This window comes from Candidatus Manganitrophus noduliformans, from assembly GCF_012184425.1.
Taxonomy (GTDB): domain Bacteria; phylum Nitrospirota; class Nitrospiria; order SBBL01; family Manganitrophaceae; genus Manganitrophus; species Manganitrophus noduliformans.
This window is the reverse complement of record NZ_VTOW01000002.1, coordinates 40,810-56,029: the sequence shown is the minus strand read 5'-3', so window position 1 is coordinate 56,029 and position 15,220 is coordinate 40,810. Positions and strand designations below refer to the sequence as shown.

The window sequence follows — 15,220 nt, the reverse complement described above, 5'->3', positions numbered from 1 at the left end:
TAGTCATGAAGGGAACTTTTAAAGGAGCTTGGCATTACAGGCAATTTATTATTTCTTCAATAAAGACAGAGCTTTTAGCTCGCTATGCTCGAAGCAAATTAGGCCTGGTTTGGATGTTACTTCATCCCCTTGCCCAAGTTGCTATATATGCATTTGTTTTGTCGGTAGTATTATCAACAAAACTCCCAGGGATCGAGAGCGCCTATGGATATGCCTCTTATTTGATGGCGGGAATGTTAGCATGGTCTTTATTTTCTGAAATTGTAATGCGTTGTTTAAATATATTTTTGGAAAATGGCAACCTTTTAAAGAAGCTCGTGTTTCCAAAGATCTGTTTGCCATTGATCGTTTCTGGGAGTGCGCTTGTCAGTAATATTGCGCTCCTTTTAGCTACCCTAGTTGTGTTCTCTTTGTTTGATCATATTCCAGGTAGATCACTTCTCTTGTTGCCTACTTTGATCGCTTTGAATATTGCGTTAGCAATTGGTCTTGGCTTAATTTTGGGAATACTCAATGTGTTCATTCGCGATGTGGGGCAGATTGTACCTGTTATTTTTCAGTTTTGGTTTTGGCTTACCCCAATTGTTTATATGTCCGGTATTATTCCGGAAAGATTCAGAGGTTGGCTTAGTCTGAACCCAATGTATCCAATTGTAACAGCCTACCAAAACGTTTTAGTTTTTGGGAAAACACCATACTGGGGGGGATTGGGCTGGGTATCCATCTTTGCGGCCATATTGCTGATTATGGCACTATACATGTTTCGTAAAGCCAGTCCAGAAATAGTGGATGTCTTGTGAGTCAGGGAACGCTTTGTGTCACTGGTCTTGGGAAAGCATTCCGTCACTATGCGAGTGAATGGGGCAGAGTTCTTTCTTGGTTTGGCTTACCTATCCGCCCTTTAGCCGAACACTGGGTACTTCGAAACATCTCTTTTACTGTTGAACCGGGAGAGGCCGTGGGGGTTGTTGGTCAGAACGGCGCTGGTAAGAGCACTCTTCTTAAACTTATTACGGGAACACTGAGACCTACTGAAGGAAACGTACAAATCAATGGCCGTATAGCTGCTATCCTGGAATTGGGTATGGGTTTTAACCCGGAATTAACAGGACGACAAAATGCCTGCCACTCGGCAGGTTTAATGGGATTTACTTCCTTGGAGATTGAGGCAATAATGCCAGAAATCGAGGAGTTTGCTGAGATTGGGGAGTATTTTAACCAACCGATGCGGACGTATTCCAGCGGGATGCAGATGCGTGTCGCCTTTGCTGTCGCAACCGCATTCAGACCGGAGATCCTGATTGTCGACGAAGCGCTTTCTGTGGGTGATGCGTACTTTCAACATAAAAGCTTTCGGCGCATCAAGGAATTTCAGGAGCAAGGTACCACGTTTCTGATCGTTTCGCACGACAAGTCGGCGGTGCAAACCTTGTGTGATCGAGCTATTCTACTGGAGAAAGGCCGCGTTATTCAGGACAGCAACCCTGAAGCGGTGATGGACTTCTACAATGCCCTGATTGCAGAAAAAGAGAATCAAAGTGTTCAGCTTTTGCAGCATGAAAGCGGCAAAACACAAATTATATCCGGTACGGGCGAGGCACGTGTTGAAGAAATCGCCCTTTTCAATACTGCGGGTAAACGAGTTGAATTTGTCAATGTTGGAGAGCCTGTAGAGTTGCGCGTAAATGTGAAGGCATATGCCGACATTCCGTGTTTGGTACTGGGATATGCTATCAAAGACCGGCTTGGCCAGTACGTCTATGGGACCAACACGTATCATACAAAACAAGAACTTAAAGGCGTGCTGCATGGTCAGTCGATTCTATATCGAATACAGTTTCCCATGAATTTTGGTCCCGGCAGTTACTCGATTTCTACAGCATTAGTTAGTACTGATACTCACCTTGTTAATAACTATGAATGGAAAGACTTGGCGCTGGTATTTACAGTGACTAATCTAGACAAACCAATCTTCGTTGGCAACGCCTGGGTTCCACCCATTATAGAGGTTCATACGCATGACGTTCATTTCCTACGCCCAAAACTATGAAGATGTGATCCTCTATCGCGCATTAGGTGATATAGGTGCCGGTTTTTATATTGACGTAGGCGCCCAGGACCCGGTGGTCGATTCGGTGACCAAGGCCTTTTATGAGCGTGGGTGGCGCGGCATCAATATCGAACCGATTGATTACTGGTTTAATAAACTAATTGCAGATCGCCCTCAAGATCAAAATTTAAAAGTGGCAGCGGCTGCAGAGAATGGAATTTTACAGTTCTATGAGGTTGTCGACACCGGAATGTCGACATTTAACGCCACTTTTGCATCAAAGCATTCCTTAGCAGGTTTCACTATTCGGGAATGCCAAGTACCCGCTCGGCGTCTGGATAAAATCTGCGATGAGCTTAATGTTACTGTAGTTCACTTTTTGAAGATCGATGTGGAAGGGGCTGAACGCGCAGTTTTGGCTGGGATTGATCTGACACGCATTAGACCTTGGGTTATATTGCTTGAGTCCACTGAACCGAACTCGACTGTTCCTACATATGAGCAATGGGAAGACTTGTTGACTAGCCGTGGTTATGAATTTGCCTGCTTCGATGGGCTCAATCGGTACTATCTGGCTGATGAACGAAAAGCACCGCTTAAGGAAATATTGTCTAAACCTCCAAATTATTTTGATCACTTTATTCGCCACTCTGAATGGTTGGCGGGTCAACAGGTCCAGAAACTAGAGGCCGAGGCCACTCGCACGCAGAAGCGTGTTGAGGAACTGGAAAATGAAGTTGCTAAATTGCAAATTGAAAGTGGTGATTTGCGTGAAAAACTAAAAATCATTCAAGAGCACGTTGCTTGTCTTGAGAAGAGTTTATTTGAGTCACGAGTGGATCTTCAAGTGGTTGAGAAGGAGCTTGCTGAGGCAAAAAAAATGGCTTCGCATTTTCGGCAAAGCTTAGAAGTTCGTGAGTTAGAACTCAAAGCGGTATATAGCAGCCTGTCCTGGCGCATTACGGAGCCACTACGCAGGGCAAATCTTTTCGTTAAGCAATCTGTGAGAACAATTGAAAAAAGATGACCAATCAAATAGAACAGTCATGTACAATCAGTCCTTAGAGGTTCCGCCTCAAGATATGCGATCGGTGATATTGGTCATAAATAATTTTATAAAAATGAAAGGCTGGCTAAAAACTTCTCGCCTTATTTTTAAATGAACACAATGAATAAGAAAAGAATATTTTGGCTCGGCATGCATAAGGTGTTGGTGCGGACTGAATTGCCTGCCTTGCGCGAGATGGGATATGAGGTATTTAATCCACCATATTTAAGCAATGTTCAAGACCAATCGGCGGAATTAAATTGGACTCAGAGTGAATCGAGTTTGCCCGAGGACATCTATGAAAAATTATCGAAGTATAACTTTTTTTACAATTCGATTAGTAATGAGGTTGCGGAGATATTAAATGAATATTTCGATGCAATAATTGTGACGATTAATCCTGACTGGCTCGTCTCTATATTAGAAGTTTTTAAGAAGACTATAATTTATAGAACGTATGGGCAAATCGGAATTTTAAGCGAAAGTCTTTTGCACAACGGGGGATATAAACTTATTCAGGAACGTGAAAACTTCTGGTTTGTTCCACACTGCGAGGAAACAGCTTCTGATGAACAGCATTGGTTAAAAAACAAATTAAAAGTCTGTCCATACTGGCTGACAGACGATGTATTTGCGCTTCAGGGAAAATGGGAGCATAGAAAACCGAAGAAACCTCATATTGGATTGACTTGCCCAAACATAACCAATCCTTATTATCAGGGACATTTTAATTATCTAAAAGCATATTTTGAGCAAAGATGTTTTCGCTATTTTGGAGCCCAGCTCGAAGAAAATGCTGATCCGAATGTTGTGGGCACCCTGCCGAGAGAAAGGTATTTAGAGGAGTTTCTTTTTCTTTCAGGATATCTTTACACATACCGTGAGCGTAACGTGTGTTTTTTACCACCAATCGAGATGATGGTTTTTGGGGGACCGGTCTTATATTTTTCTGGATCGCTATTGCATCGATATTTTAATGCAAAAACGCCTGGTTTAGTATGGAACGAAGATGAAGCACTAAGGAAAGCAAAACTATTAATAAAGGGCGACAGTCAATTCGTGACCGAAATCATAGCAAGCCAGCCTCCCATCGTTGAAAGATACTCAAAATCATTTGGTTTGCCGGTTTTCAGAAGGGTAATCTCCGAGATTTTAGATGGGACAGGCCCACCGAAGAGTGCCTCAGCGGCTATTAACAAGAAAAGCAGCGAGAGATTTGCGCCATCGCCCGTATTGCTATTCGCCCATTTCAGGGGCGCGTATGTCTTTTCGAACGGGGAATATAGTACGATGCATGGTATCCCGCGTGTTATGAGGCAATTTGTCAGGGCACTCACTTCAGTTAATGTTCCCGTCGTTGTGACAGCGTGGTCTGATGATCTCATTAACACACACGGTTTCTATTCATCTCAGTGTGATAACCCCGATTTAGTTTCGGTCGTCTCAGTAGACGATTTAGGAATAGGAGTTACGAAAGCCCAAGAAGTGGCGATTAAAAAGAATGAAGGAATTATTTCAAAGGTCCTTAAATTCTTTGTTGGAAGGTCCTCATTTTTCAGGAGTATCCGAGATCGGCATATACATAATCCGTCAACCCTAAATTTAATTGAACTGATCCTCGTGGGTTTATATCGTGTCTTACTTCGTATTCAAAATAAAGCGGTTTATAGCGCGGCATGTCTTAGGGCTAAGGTTATTAAATTAACTAACAAGGTCCTTGCTATAAAAAATAGCGTTCTAAGAAAAAAAATAAGGGAGCAACCCCAAAATCACGTTCGAGTGTGCGGAACACGGTCGGCACCATGGAGGTATGTCATCATACCACATTACTACCTTTTTCCAGAAGTGCTGACGGCTGGTTTTGATCGTGTTTTATCGTATATTCCGGATTACATGCCTTATCTTTTCAAGGGAAGGAACTATTTCCCTGAAGATGGTTCCCATCTGGAGGTGGGGCGTAAGGTAGTCGGGCTTTCGACAAGGGTTTTGACCAATTCAGCGTTTACCACGGAATATTTGCCTAATTGTCCACTGAGAGTACCCAAGGAAAAAATTGTCGCCTTTCCTATGCCTTTCTTGAGTATAAGAAAAGATGTTGGCGAGGAAAAATCAGACCATAAAGTTATCAGCAAACTGTCCGAGAAAAAATTTATATTTTACCCAACTCAACCTCATCCAAACAAGCGCCTCGATTTGCTAATCCGGTCCTGGATTCTGATTAATAAATTGCGCCCTGATCTTCTTCTTGAATTGACTTTTACCTGTGGGGATATACCACCTCCCTTATGGGATCTGATCAGGAAAGAAAGACTTGAGCCATCTATTCACCTTTTTCCTGGTATAAGTGACAGCACGCTATCTTGGCTCTACAAAAATGCAGTTTGCTTGGCGTTCACCTCAGAGTTTGAGGGAAATTTTCCCACACAGGTCTTGGAGGCCTTGGAGTATCGCTGTCCTATCGTAGCCATGGAGAATCCACTGATAACGAATGAACTTGGAGAAATTTCAAGGCACCTGCTGATTGCGCCCTTTGCTGATATAGATTCTTTTTCTAATTATGTTATTTATACGGCGGAAAATAGGAATGAGGTTTTAAAGCATCAAGAAAATGTGCTGGATTTCGTCAGAGGGTTACACTCATTTGAGGGCTTCACGAAAAATGTCATTGAACTAGATCGACTGATGCAAGGATAAAGAGTCGAATTTTAAACTTTTCCTATGATTGAGCCGGTTGGGCTAATTAGGGAAAGGCAAGAGAGTTAAATGATTTATTAAGGTGCGAGGTTATATGGCTGCTTATAGAGAGATTCCTGGTTGCCGGGTGAGTGGAAGCAACCATCTGGTGTCAGTGTTAAATCTGGGGCATCAGGTGTTGACGGGAGTGTTCCCCAAGAATAAGTCAGATCAAATTACGGCAGGACCTTTAGAACTCGTCTGGTGCCCTAACAGCGGGCTCCTGCAATTGCGCCATTCATACTCATCGAATGAGATGTATGGTGAGAACTACGGCTACCGTTCTGGACTCAACCAATCTATGGTCAATCATCTTTCCGAAAAGGTGAGGTGTCTTGAAAGGATGATCGCGTTAAAATCGGGCGACATTGTTCTAGATATCGGGAGCAATGATGGAACCACCTTAAAAGCATATTCCGTAAGCGGAATTCAACGAATCGGCATCGATCCGACCGGAAGAAAATTCCAGCAATATTATACGAAGGAGATCAAACTAGTTCCTGACTTTTTTTCTTCTGAAGTTTATCATTCTGTCGAGAAGCGTCCCGCCCGAATTGTGACCTCCATTGCTATGTTCTACGACTTGGAAGCACCTGTGGAGTTTGCAAGACAGATTGAGTCTATTCTGGCAGACGATGGAATTTGGCATTTTGAGCAAAGTTACATGCCATCGATGTTGCGCCTTAATTCATATGATACGATCTGCCATGAACATTTGGAGTATTACTCGCTCGGTGTTGTTAAGAAAATTATCGAGATAGCTGGACTCAAGCTGATGGATGTCATGATGAATGCGGTCAATGGCGGGAGTTTTGCGGTTACGGCGATAAAAGCTTCGAACCGAAATATCAAAATCAATCATTCGGTGATTAACTGGCTTTTGGAGCAGGAAGAGCGTATGGGCTTAAATACACCCAAGCCATATCGGGATTTTGAAGAGAGAGTATTTCGGCATCGTGAAGACCTAATACGGTTAATTCGTGCTCTCAATGCCGACGGGAAAAAAATACTGGGTTATGGCGCATCGACAAAGGGAAATGTGGTCCTACAGTTCTGTGGGTTTACTGAGAAAGATATTCCTGCAATCGCGGACGTTAACCCGGACAAGTTTAACTGCTTCACTCCGGGAACACATATCCCCATTCTTTCTGAAGAAGATGCGCGTGCAATGAAGCCAGATTATTTTCTTGTCCTTCCATGGCATTTTAAGGCTGGAATCCTCCAACGAGAAAAGGAATATCTGGCTAATGGCGGGAAAATGATCTTCCCTTTTCCTGAAATAGAAATTGTATGAAGTATTCACTGTTTTGAACAATCATGGTATTGAAATAAATGAATGAAAAGGAAAGTCCTATGAAGGTTTTCTTTGTTAAAAAAGGATTGACCTAATTGTAATTCTGATAACAGGTTTACTAGGGTTGGGGAGTGTTTATAATTTTGTGTAACCAGCAAAGCCAAATGGGATAGACTGCTGTCTAAATCCCAATGAGGAGCTGGAGATGGAGCAGGATGAGAAATTATTTGATGTTTCCAAAGTGCAGGAGAGACTAAAGAATGTAAAGTCGTTGTCTTGGTCTGATCTGACCGGAGCGAATGGCGTGGTTCATGAAATCATCAAGAGCACGGTGGAGCAGATATTAAAAGCGGAACAGGAAGCCCACTTAGGTTGAGCCCTATAAGAAGGTGGACCGTGAGAACGACAATAGCCGGAACGGGTATTCGAAGAAGACAATAAAACATCATCTGGCGAGGTTGAGCTTGAAGTGCCGCGTGATCGGAAAGGGAGCTTTGAGCCTCAATTATTCAAAAGCATCAGAGCTTTGATCCGGATCTAGAGCGCCGGATCACCGGCATGTACGCCCGTGGGATGACCACTCGGGACATCCAGTCCCAGTTGGAGGAGTTTTACGGAACCACTGTCTCTGCCGCTCTGATTTCTAAAGTCACTGATAAGATTTTAGAAGGGATCCATCAATGGCAGACCCGGCCGCTGTGCGATGTGTATCCTGTCCTGTTTATGGACGCCATTTTTTACAAGTCAGGCAGGAAGGCAAGATCATCTCCAAGGCGGCTTACACCTGTCTTGGCATTGATATAGAAGGCAAAAGCGATGTATTGGGGATCTGGCTCTCCGAATCGGAAGGGGCCCATTTCTGGCAGGCGGTCTTAACCGATTTAAAGGCCCGCGGAGTCAAGAATATCTTAATCACCTGTGTGGATGGACTCAAAGGATTTCCGGAGGCGATTGCGAATATTTTTCCCCAGACGATGGTTCAATTGTGTATCGTGCATCAGATCCGAGCCTCGCTTCGTTATATCGCATCTAAATATCAGAAAGAATTTACAGTGGACCTGAAGGAAATCTATCGAGCCTCCAACCTGGAGAACGCCGAAGCAGCCCGAAGAGGGGCGCTTCCCCGGTAAAACCGGGTGGGCAGTGAAGCTCGGACAATTGAAACTCATTTTCAAAGACCGCATTCCTGAGATTGTGGCCTCACTAGGAACCGGTCTGGTTTACACAAAATTTTGGACAGTCCCGTGGGTTCTTAATTGCTTTGGATCAACCTCATTCTCATACAGGAACTACCCTCCATATGCAAGCAAAGACTGTCCTCCCGATTTTTTTCACAAAGATAAAACTACCTACGATCTCTTTTAGGATCTCCACCTCCATAAGCTAATTCTATGAAAATCAAACAGAAAATAGCTATAAACGCAACTTTTACACATGACAGGCCAACTGGTCTAGGTATTTATACAAGCGAAGTACTGACCGAACTGTTAAAGTATTCCTATGAACTTGATTTTATTGTTTTTTCAAATTCAAAACAATTAAAAGATCTTTATCCTAATCGAGTTAATCAGGTTAAAAGCCCGATTTCCCCAGAACTGGGATTTAAGGGGCACTTAGCAAGAATTCTCTGGTTGCAAACTTTGCCATTAAGACTCCGAAATCAAAATGCCTCTTTATTGTACTCTACTGTTCCGGAAGGGATCCTATTCCCATATGCAAAGCAGATTATAACTATTCATGATTTAATACCTATTAAATTCCCGGAATTATTCCCAAGGTTAAAATACCACTATCTTTATAATTTACCGCTCCTTTTAAAAAATTCATGTGCGGTGATCTGTGACTCTGAAAATACCAAGAAAGATGTCCTTAATTTCTATAAGTCTTATGATAAGCCGATCCATGTTGTTCCAGTTGGATTTGATAAAAAAAAGTTCCACCCTCAAGAGAAGGGAATTATAAGAAAAAAATATGGTTTTACTAAATACCTTCTTTTCGTCGGGGACTTGAGGCCCTATAAGAACTTGGAAAAAAGTATCGAAGCTTTCGGTAGTTTACATTTAAATGATTTCAAATTTGTGATTGCCGGGAAAAAAGACTCTAGATTTTACCCTCTCCTTGAGAAAAAAATCGAACAGCTTTCTCTAAAAGAAAAAGTAATTTTTATGGGCTATGTCCCTGAACAAGATTTACCGAGTCTCTACTCGGAAGCAGCGGCCCTTGTTTTTCCTTCGCTTTATGAAGGTTTTGGTTTACCTTTGTTGGAAGCAATGGGATGTGGATGTCCGGTGATTACCTCTAACCTCTCAAGTTTACCGGAAGTCTGTCAAGAGGCGGCTTTTTATGTCGATCCTTACCGGGTTGAATCTATAGCAGAAGGGATATTCCAGGTAGTTACAAAGCCAGGCTTAAAAGAATTATTGGTCACTAAAGGCTTTGAAAGAGCGCAATGTTTTGGCTGGGAGATAACAGCAAGAGAAATTCTGAAAATCCTTTACCAGAATGTTTATTCAAATGAGTCTACTTGTCTTCCCAAATGAAAATAGCCATCATCCATGATTATCTCAATCAATACGGCGGGGCGGAAAGGGTGGTTGAGGCCATGCACGAGGTGTTTCCAGATGCACCGATTTATACATCAATTTTTCTTCCCGAGAAGCTCCCGCCGGTCTTCTCACGGATGGACATCCGCCCCTCCTTTATGCAGCGTCTTCCATCTCTCGACCGGCACTTCAAGAAATATCTGCTCCTATACCCGATTGCAATAGAAAGTTTTGACCTGAATGGATATGATGTCATTCTCAGTAGCAGCAGCGCCTTTGCGAAAGGGGCTTCCATGCCGCAAGGGACTTGTCATATCTGTTATTGTTATACACCGATGCGATTTGTCTGGGAGACGGAATCGTACCTTGCCCAAGAAGAGTTTAATCGATTTTATAAAATGATTTTGCCTTTGGCGCTTTGGCGCTTGAGAAACTGGGATCTCAAAACCATTGACCGTGTCCATCACTATATCGGGATCTCTCGCCATATTTGCCGGAAAATAGGAAGGCTCTATTCCCGCCAAGCCGATTTAATCTATCCTCCCGTTGATTTATCCCGATTCTCTATTTCAGAAAAGCAGGACGACTATTTCTTGGTTGTTTCGCGATTGAATACATACAAACGGATCGATCTCGTCATCAATGCCTTCAATCGGCTATCTCTGCCATTGGTCGTCATTGGCACGGGTCCGTATGAGGAAAAACTCAAAAAAATGGCAAAGAAGAATATTGTTTTCCTCGGCCGGGTTTCGGATGAAGAATTAGCACAATATCTAGGGAATTGCAGGGCTTTTATATTCCCTGGAGAGGAAGATTTCGGAATCGCCCCTGTTGAGGCGATGGCCTCCGGCCGGCCCGTGATTGCTTATGGACGGGGAGGGGCATTGGAAACTGTCGTAGACGGACTGACAGGGACCTTTTTTAGAGGCAAAACCACCGAAGATCTGATCGATGCGATTCATCGTTTTGAGAAGATGTCGTTTGACCCTCAGAACATCCGGCGGCACGCAGAACAGTTTGATAAAGAAGTGTTCAAAGAAAAAATAAAAAGTTACGTGAACGAAAAGTTTCAAACATTCCATTGATTCAGAAATGGAATCCGTTTAACGATTCACGAGTGTTTAACGTCTTTTCGGTTTCGGCAATGCCGGGTTAGGTTGAAGATCTCTATTGCATGTTGAAAATCAATCGTGTTATTTTACTTTTTGGTATGTTAGTGAGGTCCAATGTTAAGGCAGAAAGCAAAACTTATCTCACTCTGGGTTTACCTGACAGATGTCGCGTTACTCATCGGGGCGTTCTTTCTTTCATTTCTCCTTCGGGATTCCTATTTTTCAGAACCCTACGGAAAGCTCTTCTCGTTTGATAGGTATCTGTGGCTCGTCTATGTAGTCGTTCCCCTTTGGTCGTCCCTTTTTTACTATATCGGCTTTTATGAATCCCAAAGGACGAAAACCTTCTGGCGGGAAGTCTGGAACCTGGCCAAGGTTTCCTCCTTGGGAACGCTCCTTCTCATGGCGATCGTCTTTGCCGCCAAAGCCGACTATATCAGCCGTCTTTTCATCATCTCATTTGGATGTCTCAGTTTTCTTTTCATTTTTCTAGAGAGATTGACACTTCGAACCTTCATCCGGGCCGCCAGAAAACGAGGTTATAACTATCGAAATATCCTGATCGTCGGGACGGGAAGACGGGCCAGAGAGGTGGCGGAAATCATCGGGAAAAACAAACACTGGGGATTAAAGCTGATCGGTTTTGTTTCGGATAATCAGGAAATAAAGATCGAGAAAGTCGGAAAAGTCCCCGTTCTAGGGCATGTTGCAGATCTTCCATCGATGCTCCAGAGAGTTGTTGTTGACGAATTAATCTTTGCCGTTTCTCGGAAAAGACTGGAAGAGCTCGAAGAAATCTTCCTCCTCTGCGAAGAGCAGGGGATTCGGACCCGCGTGGCGGTCAACTTTTTCCCCCATATGATCGCGAAAGTTCACCTCGAAGATCTTCACGGAGTGCCGCTATTGACTTTCACGACCACCCCGCATGACGAAGTGCTCCTGGCGGCGAAGCGGGTCTTTGATCTCATCATCGCTTCCGTTGTACTGCTCGCGCTTCTTCCCCTCTCATTGCTCATCGCTTTGATGATCAAATTGACATCGGCCGGACCGGTTCTTTTCCGACAGACCCGAATTGGTTTGAACGGGAGGCAGTTCACCCTCTACAAGTTCCGGTCCATGCTGGAGAACGCGGAGGGGATGAGAAATGACGTTGAGCATCTGAACGAGATGAAGGGGCCGGCATTTAAGATTCTCAAAGACCCCCGCACCACCTGGGTCGGCCGCCTTCTCCGCAGAACCAGCCTCGACGAATTCCCCCAGCTCTACAACGTCCTTCGCGGCGACATGAGCATCGTCGGCCCGCGCCCTCCCTTGCCTGAAGAAGTTGCGAAATACGAGCGGTGGCAGCGGCGGCGGCTCTCCATGAAGCCGGGGTTAACCTGCCTTTGGCAGGTCAATGGCCGGAACAAGATTACCGATTTCAAAAAATGGATGGAGCTCGACCTCCACTACATCGACAACTGGTCTTTAAAGCTCGACCTGAAAATTTTCATCAAAACCATCTTCGTCGTCTTGGCAGGCCGCGGAGCCTCGTAGGAGGAGCTTCCTTCCAACAGTCGCGCTTCAACCGTATTTCTCTCTTCTGCTGTTATCTCTTCTTCTTTTTCTGTATCGATTCCATTCACGCCGATTCACCGCCTCCTTTAGAGATACGCTTCCTCGATGTCGGATACGGAGAGGCGATCGTGCTGCGTCTTCCGGAAGGGGGAGCGGTTCTGATCGATGGGGGGAGGCCGGAGAAGGGTCCTCGCGTCGCCTCTCTCCTTCGGCAGATGGGGATCGATCGGCTTGATGCGCTTCTGGTCACCCACTTTCATCCGGATCATGCCGGCGGCCTCGGCCCGGTTTTCGATCAACTTCTTCCCTTTTCTTCTAAGAAAGAGCGGACGGGGATGATACTCCTCCCCCTATTTCCAAAAGCGGTGGAGCCGGAGGTCGAAACCGTTCTCCGTAAAATCGAGCGCCGTCCGTATCGCGTCGTCCGCCGCGGCGAGATCATTCCGCTTTCTGATTCTGTTCGGCTGGAGGCGCTCCATCCCGGAGCGTTGCGGGGAGACCCCAATGAAGATTCCCTTGCCGTCAAGGTCATCCATGGCGAAATGATATTCCTCTTCACGGCCGATATCGGTCCTGAGGTGCAGCGGGAGCTCTTGGCGATTTATGGTCCGAAGTTAAAGGCCAATGTGGCCAAAATTCCGCATCATGGGGGAGAGTCGATAGAACCTTTCGTTCAGGCGGTTCGTCCGGAGCGGGCGATTTTAAGCATCGGCCCGAATCCCTACGGCCTCCCGAAAGAAGAAGTGCTTGAGATGTACCGGCGGGCGGGGGCGCACCTGCACCGGACCGATTTGGAGGGGACGATTACGATCACCAGCGACGGCCGATCGGTCCGTGTTCGAACGGAGCGGCGGCGATGAGCCGATGGATCGGCGTCGCCGTTTATACGCTCCTTCTCTATGCAACCCTCCCGTTCGGGCGACCTCTGCTGAATCTGGTCAAAGGGGTGCTCGGGTCTTCTTTCAGCCTCTCGATGAATCTGATCCTGGCTGGAATCGCCGTGACCCTTCTTGCCTCAATCGGGCGGGCGAAAACCGAATTTGCTCGAAGACCGACGCTCATCTTTGTCGCCATCGCTTTAGTGCTCGTCGTCAGTCCGATCGCAATGCCCGAGGAGCGGATTCACCTCATTCAGTATGCCGGTTTGGGTTACTTGGTCCTCCGCGCCGCACAACCGCTTCGGCGCTCGGGGCATCACCCATCCGCCCACTCCCCTGCTTTAGATCCTTTCCCGACGGGAGAGAATCGACCGGGCCGGTGGGGCCGGTTGTTTCAAGGGGGAATCGGGGTGGCCCTGGGGCTTGTCTTTACCGTCGGGGTCGGCGATGAAATCATCCAATGGATCTTGCCAAATCGGGTCTTCGACCTTCGAGATATCTTCTTTAATTGGGTCGGAGGGATTGCTGGGATTCTACTACAAGCGGGAACCCATCCGGGGTCACTTTCGTCTTGACCTTTTTCCGGAACGTCTGGTATTTTTATAGAATTCCTGACGATTGCATCTTTTCTGGGATCTCAAGGAGACGGCGGGAAAACGTGCATTCTCCCGGAGCATCCGGTGTCGGCAGTGATCATTGGATGTCGCCGAAGGCAGGTTACCAAGCGGTCCGTTTATTCAGTCCTGCAGGGACGCGTTAATAAGCACCGATCACAAAGGACGCGATGAAGTTTTGGGTCACATTGATTTTCTTTGCCTGCTTGCTGTTTATTTCTCCGATAGAGGCGACAGAGCCGATTTCCGTTCCCCCTTCATCACATCATCTCGCCAACTCCTCTTTCGGACCGGGTGAGCGCCTTACCTACGATATTACCTATTTCGGCGCGAAAGCGGGAATCGCCGTCATGGAGGTGATGGAGAAAACAAGGCTGAAAGGCCGCGAGGTCTACCACATCGTCTCCACCGCCCAGTCGAACGATTTTGTCTCGCTTTTTTACCCGGTGGATGATCGGGTCGAATCGTATATCGATGTCGAAGGATTCTACTCGCATTTCATCAAGGTCAAGCAACATCAAGGAAAGCGAAGAAGAGAAAAAGTGATTTCATTTGACCAGATTCAGCACCGGGCGGTGCAGTTTAAAAACAACAAGGAAAAGGTCTTCGAGGTTCCTCCTCAGGTTCAAGATTCATTGAGCTCCCTTTATTTTTTCAGGGTGAAGAACACGATCGACGTGGGGCGTTCGGTTTTCATCAATGTCCATGAGAGCGAGAAAAATTGGTTGTTGGAGATTCGCGGGGTGGCGAGGGAGCGGGTGACGACGCCGGTCGGAACCTTCAATACGATTAAGGTCCAGGCGAAGGTCCAATACGAAGGGCTCTTCATGGACAAAGGGGATGTCTTTATCTGGTTTACCGAGGATGAGAAACGGATCCCGGTGATGATGCAGTCGAAGATTAAAATCGGCAGCATCACCGCCATCCTCTCCTCCAGAAGGGAGGGGAATCGCTTGTCGAATGCGATCCTCTCAAAAAGGGAGACGAGCCTCGTCAACCGTCCTAAATAAATCATCTCTGGAATGCCGAATTTTCTCCGAACTCTTTTCCGATCAACAAATCTGCGTAAAAGATCGGTCGCGCCTGAGAGAGGCCCCTATGAAAGCAGTCTGCCCTACCTGTAAAAAAAAGATCGATTGGAAGGAGAGCCGCTACCGGCCTTTCTGCTCGGAGAGATGCAAACTGATCGATCTGGGCCGATGGGCCAGCGGAGATTATCGAATCCCGGCGCAGTCTGAGGAGGAAGCGGAGAAAGAAGCCGAATCCTCCGAAGGGCAGGACGCCGACTCAAATGATCGGCCAAACGAGGGGGGCAACGGAAAATCGCCCGCGTGATCCGGACGGATCGAAATGAAGCCGTTCCCATTGATTTCAATACCCTGATACGTTAT

General features: G+C 45.9%; 14 protein-coding genes. All 14 read left to right on the top strand.

Annotated elements, in window-relative coordinates:
* Window positions 1-5: 5 nt before the first annotated feature.
* Window positions 6-800: an ABC transporter permease gene (locus MNODULE_RS09560; RefSeq protein ID WP_168059312.1), complete on the top strand. Its 795-nt coding sequence runs from the start codon at window positions 6-8 to the stop codon at window positions 798-800.
* Window positions 797-2,050: a Wzt carbohydrate-binding domain-containing protein gene (locus MNODULE_RS25265; protein ID WP_168059311.1), complete on the top strand. Its 1,254-nt coding sequence runs from the start codon at window positions 797-799 to the stop codon at window positions 2,048-2,050. The genes MNODULE_RS09560 and MNODULE_RS25265 overlap by 4 nt, the downstream gene beginning before the upstream one ends.
* Window positions 2,019-3,077: an FkbM family methyltransferase gene (locus MNODULE_RS09550; RefSeq protein ID WP_168059310.1), complete on the top strand. Its 1,059-nt coding sequence runs from the start codon at window positions 2,019-2,021 to the stop codon at window positions 3,075-3,077. The genes MNODULE_RS25265 and MNODULE_RS09550 overlap by 32 nt, the downstream gene beginning before the upstream one ends.
* A gap of 141 nt (window positions 3,078-3,218) precedes the next feature.
* Window positions 3,219-5,792 (top strand): glycosyltransferase, encoded by a 2,574-nt coding sequence (locus MNODULE_RS09545; protein ID WP_168059309.1) that lies wholly within the window; start codon window positions 3,219-3,221, stop codon window positions 5,790-5,792.
* A gap of 94 nt (window positions 5,793-5,886) precedes the next feature.
* Window positions 5,887-7,125, top strand: a complete 1,239-nt coding sequence (locus tag MNODULE_RS09540; RefSeq protein ID WP_168059308.1) for a class I SAM-dependent methyltransferase — start codon at window positions 5,887-5,889, stop codon at window positions 7,123-7,125.
* A 205-nt stretch (window positions 7,126-7,330) separates the two neighbouring features.
* Entirely contained in the window at window positions 7,331-7,501 is a 171-nt protein-coding gene (locus MNODULE_RS09535) for a hypothetical protein (protein ID WP_168059307.1), read from the top strand.
* 304 nt (window positions 7,502-7,805) lie between these two features.
* On the top strand, window positions 7,806-8,255 hold the full coding sequence (locus MNODULE_RS09520) for an IS256 family transposase (RefSeq protein WP_168059306.1): 450 nt from the start codon (window positions 7,806-7,808) through the stop codon (window positions 8,253-8,255).
* 261 nt (window positions 8,256-8,516) lie between these two features.
* Window positions 8,517-9,665, top strand: a complete 1,149-nt coding sequence (locus MNODULE_RS09515) for a glycosyltransferase family 4 protein (RefSeq protein ID WP_168059305.1) — start codon at window positions 8,517-8,519, stop codon at window positions 9,663-9,665.
* The gene (locus tag MNODULE_RS09510) at window positions 9,650-10,753 is read left to right on the top strand and encodes a glycosyltransferase (RefSeq protein ID WP_202882172.1); all 1,104 of its coding nucleotides are present in this window, start codon (window positions 9,650-9,652) and stop codon (window positions 10,751-10,753) included. The genes MNODULE_RS09515 and MNODULE_RS09510 overlap by 16 nt, the downstream gene beginning before the upstream one ends.
* A gap of 141 nt (window positions 10,754-10,894) precedes the next feature.
* Window positions 10,895-12,316, top strand: a complete 1,422-nt coding sequence (locus tag MNODULE_RS09505) for a sugar transferase (protein ID WP_168059304.1) — start codon at window positions 10,895-10,897, stop codon at window positions 12,314-12,316.
* Window positions 12,208-13,197, top strand: a complete 990-nt coding sequence (locus MNODULE_RS09500; protein WP_272953256.1) for a ComEC/Rec2 family competence protein — start codon at window positions 12,208-12,210, stop codon at window positions 13,195-13,197. Before MNODULE_RS09505 ends, MNODULE_RS09500 begins: the two co-directional genes overlap by 109 nt.
* A complete protein-coding gene (locus tag MNODULE_RS09495) occupies window positions 13,194-13,790 on the top strand; it encodes a VanZ family protein (RefSeq protein WP_168059302.1) in 597 nt (198 codons plus the stop codon). The genes MNODULE_RS09500 and MNODULE_RS09495 overlap by 4 nt, the downstream gene beginning before the upstream one ends.
* A 209-nt stretch (window positions 13,791-13,999) precedes the next feature.
* Entirely contained in the window at window positions 14,000-14,839 is an 840-nt protein-coding gene (locus tag MNODULE_RS09490; protein ID WP_168059301.1) for a DUF3108 domain-containing protein, read from the top strand.
* Between the two features lie 88 nt (window positions 14,840-14,927).
* Window positions 14,928-15,164: a DNA gyrase inhibitor YacG gene (locus MNODULE_RS24675; RefSeq protein ID WP_168059300.1), complete on the top strand. Its 237-nt coding sequence runs from the start codon at window positions 14,928-14,930 to the stop codon at window positions 15,162-15,164.
* Window positions 15,165-15,220 lie beyond the last annotated feature (56 nt).

What these genes read in the sequence shown, in the direction of transcription:
- MNODULE_RS09560 (WP_168059312.1), top strand. Translation starts at nt 6, where the DNA reads ATGAAGGGAACTTTTAAAGGAGCTTGGCATTACAGGCAATTTATTATT.
- MNODULE_RS09550 (WP_168059310.1), top strand. Translation starts at nt 2,019, where the DNA reads ATGACGTTCATTTCCTACGCCCAAAACTATGAAGATGTGATCCTCTAT.
- MNODULE_RS09545 (WP_168059309.1), top strand. Translation starts at nt 3,219, where the DNA reads ATGAATAAGAAAAGAATATTTTGGCTCGGCATGCATAAGGTGTTGGTG.
- MNODULE_RS09540 (WP_168059308.1), top strand. Translation starts at nt 5,887, where the DNA reads ATGGCTGCTTATAGAGAGATTCCTGGTTGCCGGGTGAGTGGAAGCAAC.
- MNODULE_RS09535 (WP_168059307.1), top strand. Translation starts at nt 7,331, where the DNA reads ATGGAGCAGGATGAGAAATTATTTGATGTTTCCAAAGTGCAGGAGAGA.
- MNODULE_RS09520 (WP_168059306.1), top strand. Translation starts at nt 7,806, where the DNA reads ATGGCAGACCCGGCCGCTGTGCGATGTGTATCCTGTCCTGTTTATGGA.
- MNODULE_RS09515 (WP_168059305.1), top strand. Translation starts at nt 8,517, where the DNA reads ATGAAAATCAAACAGAAAATAGCTATAAACGCAACTTTTACACATGAC.
- MNODULE_RS09505 (WP_168059304.1), top strand. Translation starts at nt 10,895, where the DNA reads ATGTTAAGGCAGAAAGCAAAACTTATCTCACTCTGGGTTTACCTGACA.
- MNODULE_RS09500 (WP_272953256.1), top strand. Translation starts at nt 12,208, where the DNA reads ATGGATGGAGCTCGACCTCCACTACATCGACAACTGGTCTTTAAAGCT.
- MNODULE_RS09495 (WP_168059302.1), top strand. Translation starts at nt 13,194, where the DNA reads ATGAGCCGATGGATCGGCGTCGCCGTTTATACGCTCCTTCTCTATGCA.
- MNODULE_RS09490 (WP_168059301.1), top strand. Translation starts at nt 14,000, where the DNA reads ATGAAGTTTTGGGTCACATTGATTTTCTTTGCCTGCTTGCTGTTTATT.
- MNODULE_RS24675 (WP_168059300.1), top strand. Translation starts at nt 14,928, where the DNA reads ATGAAAGCAGTCTGCCCTACCTGTAAAAAAAAGATCGATTGGAAGGAG.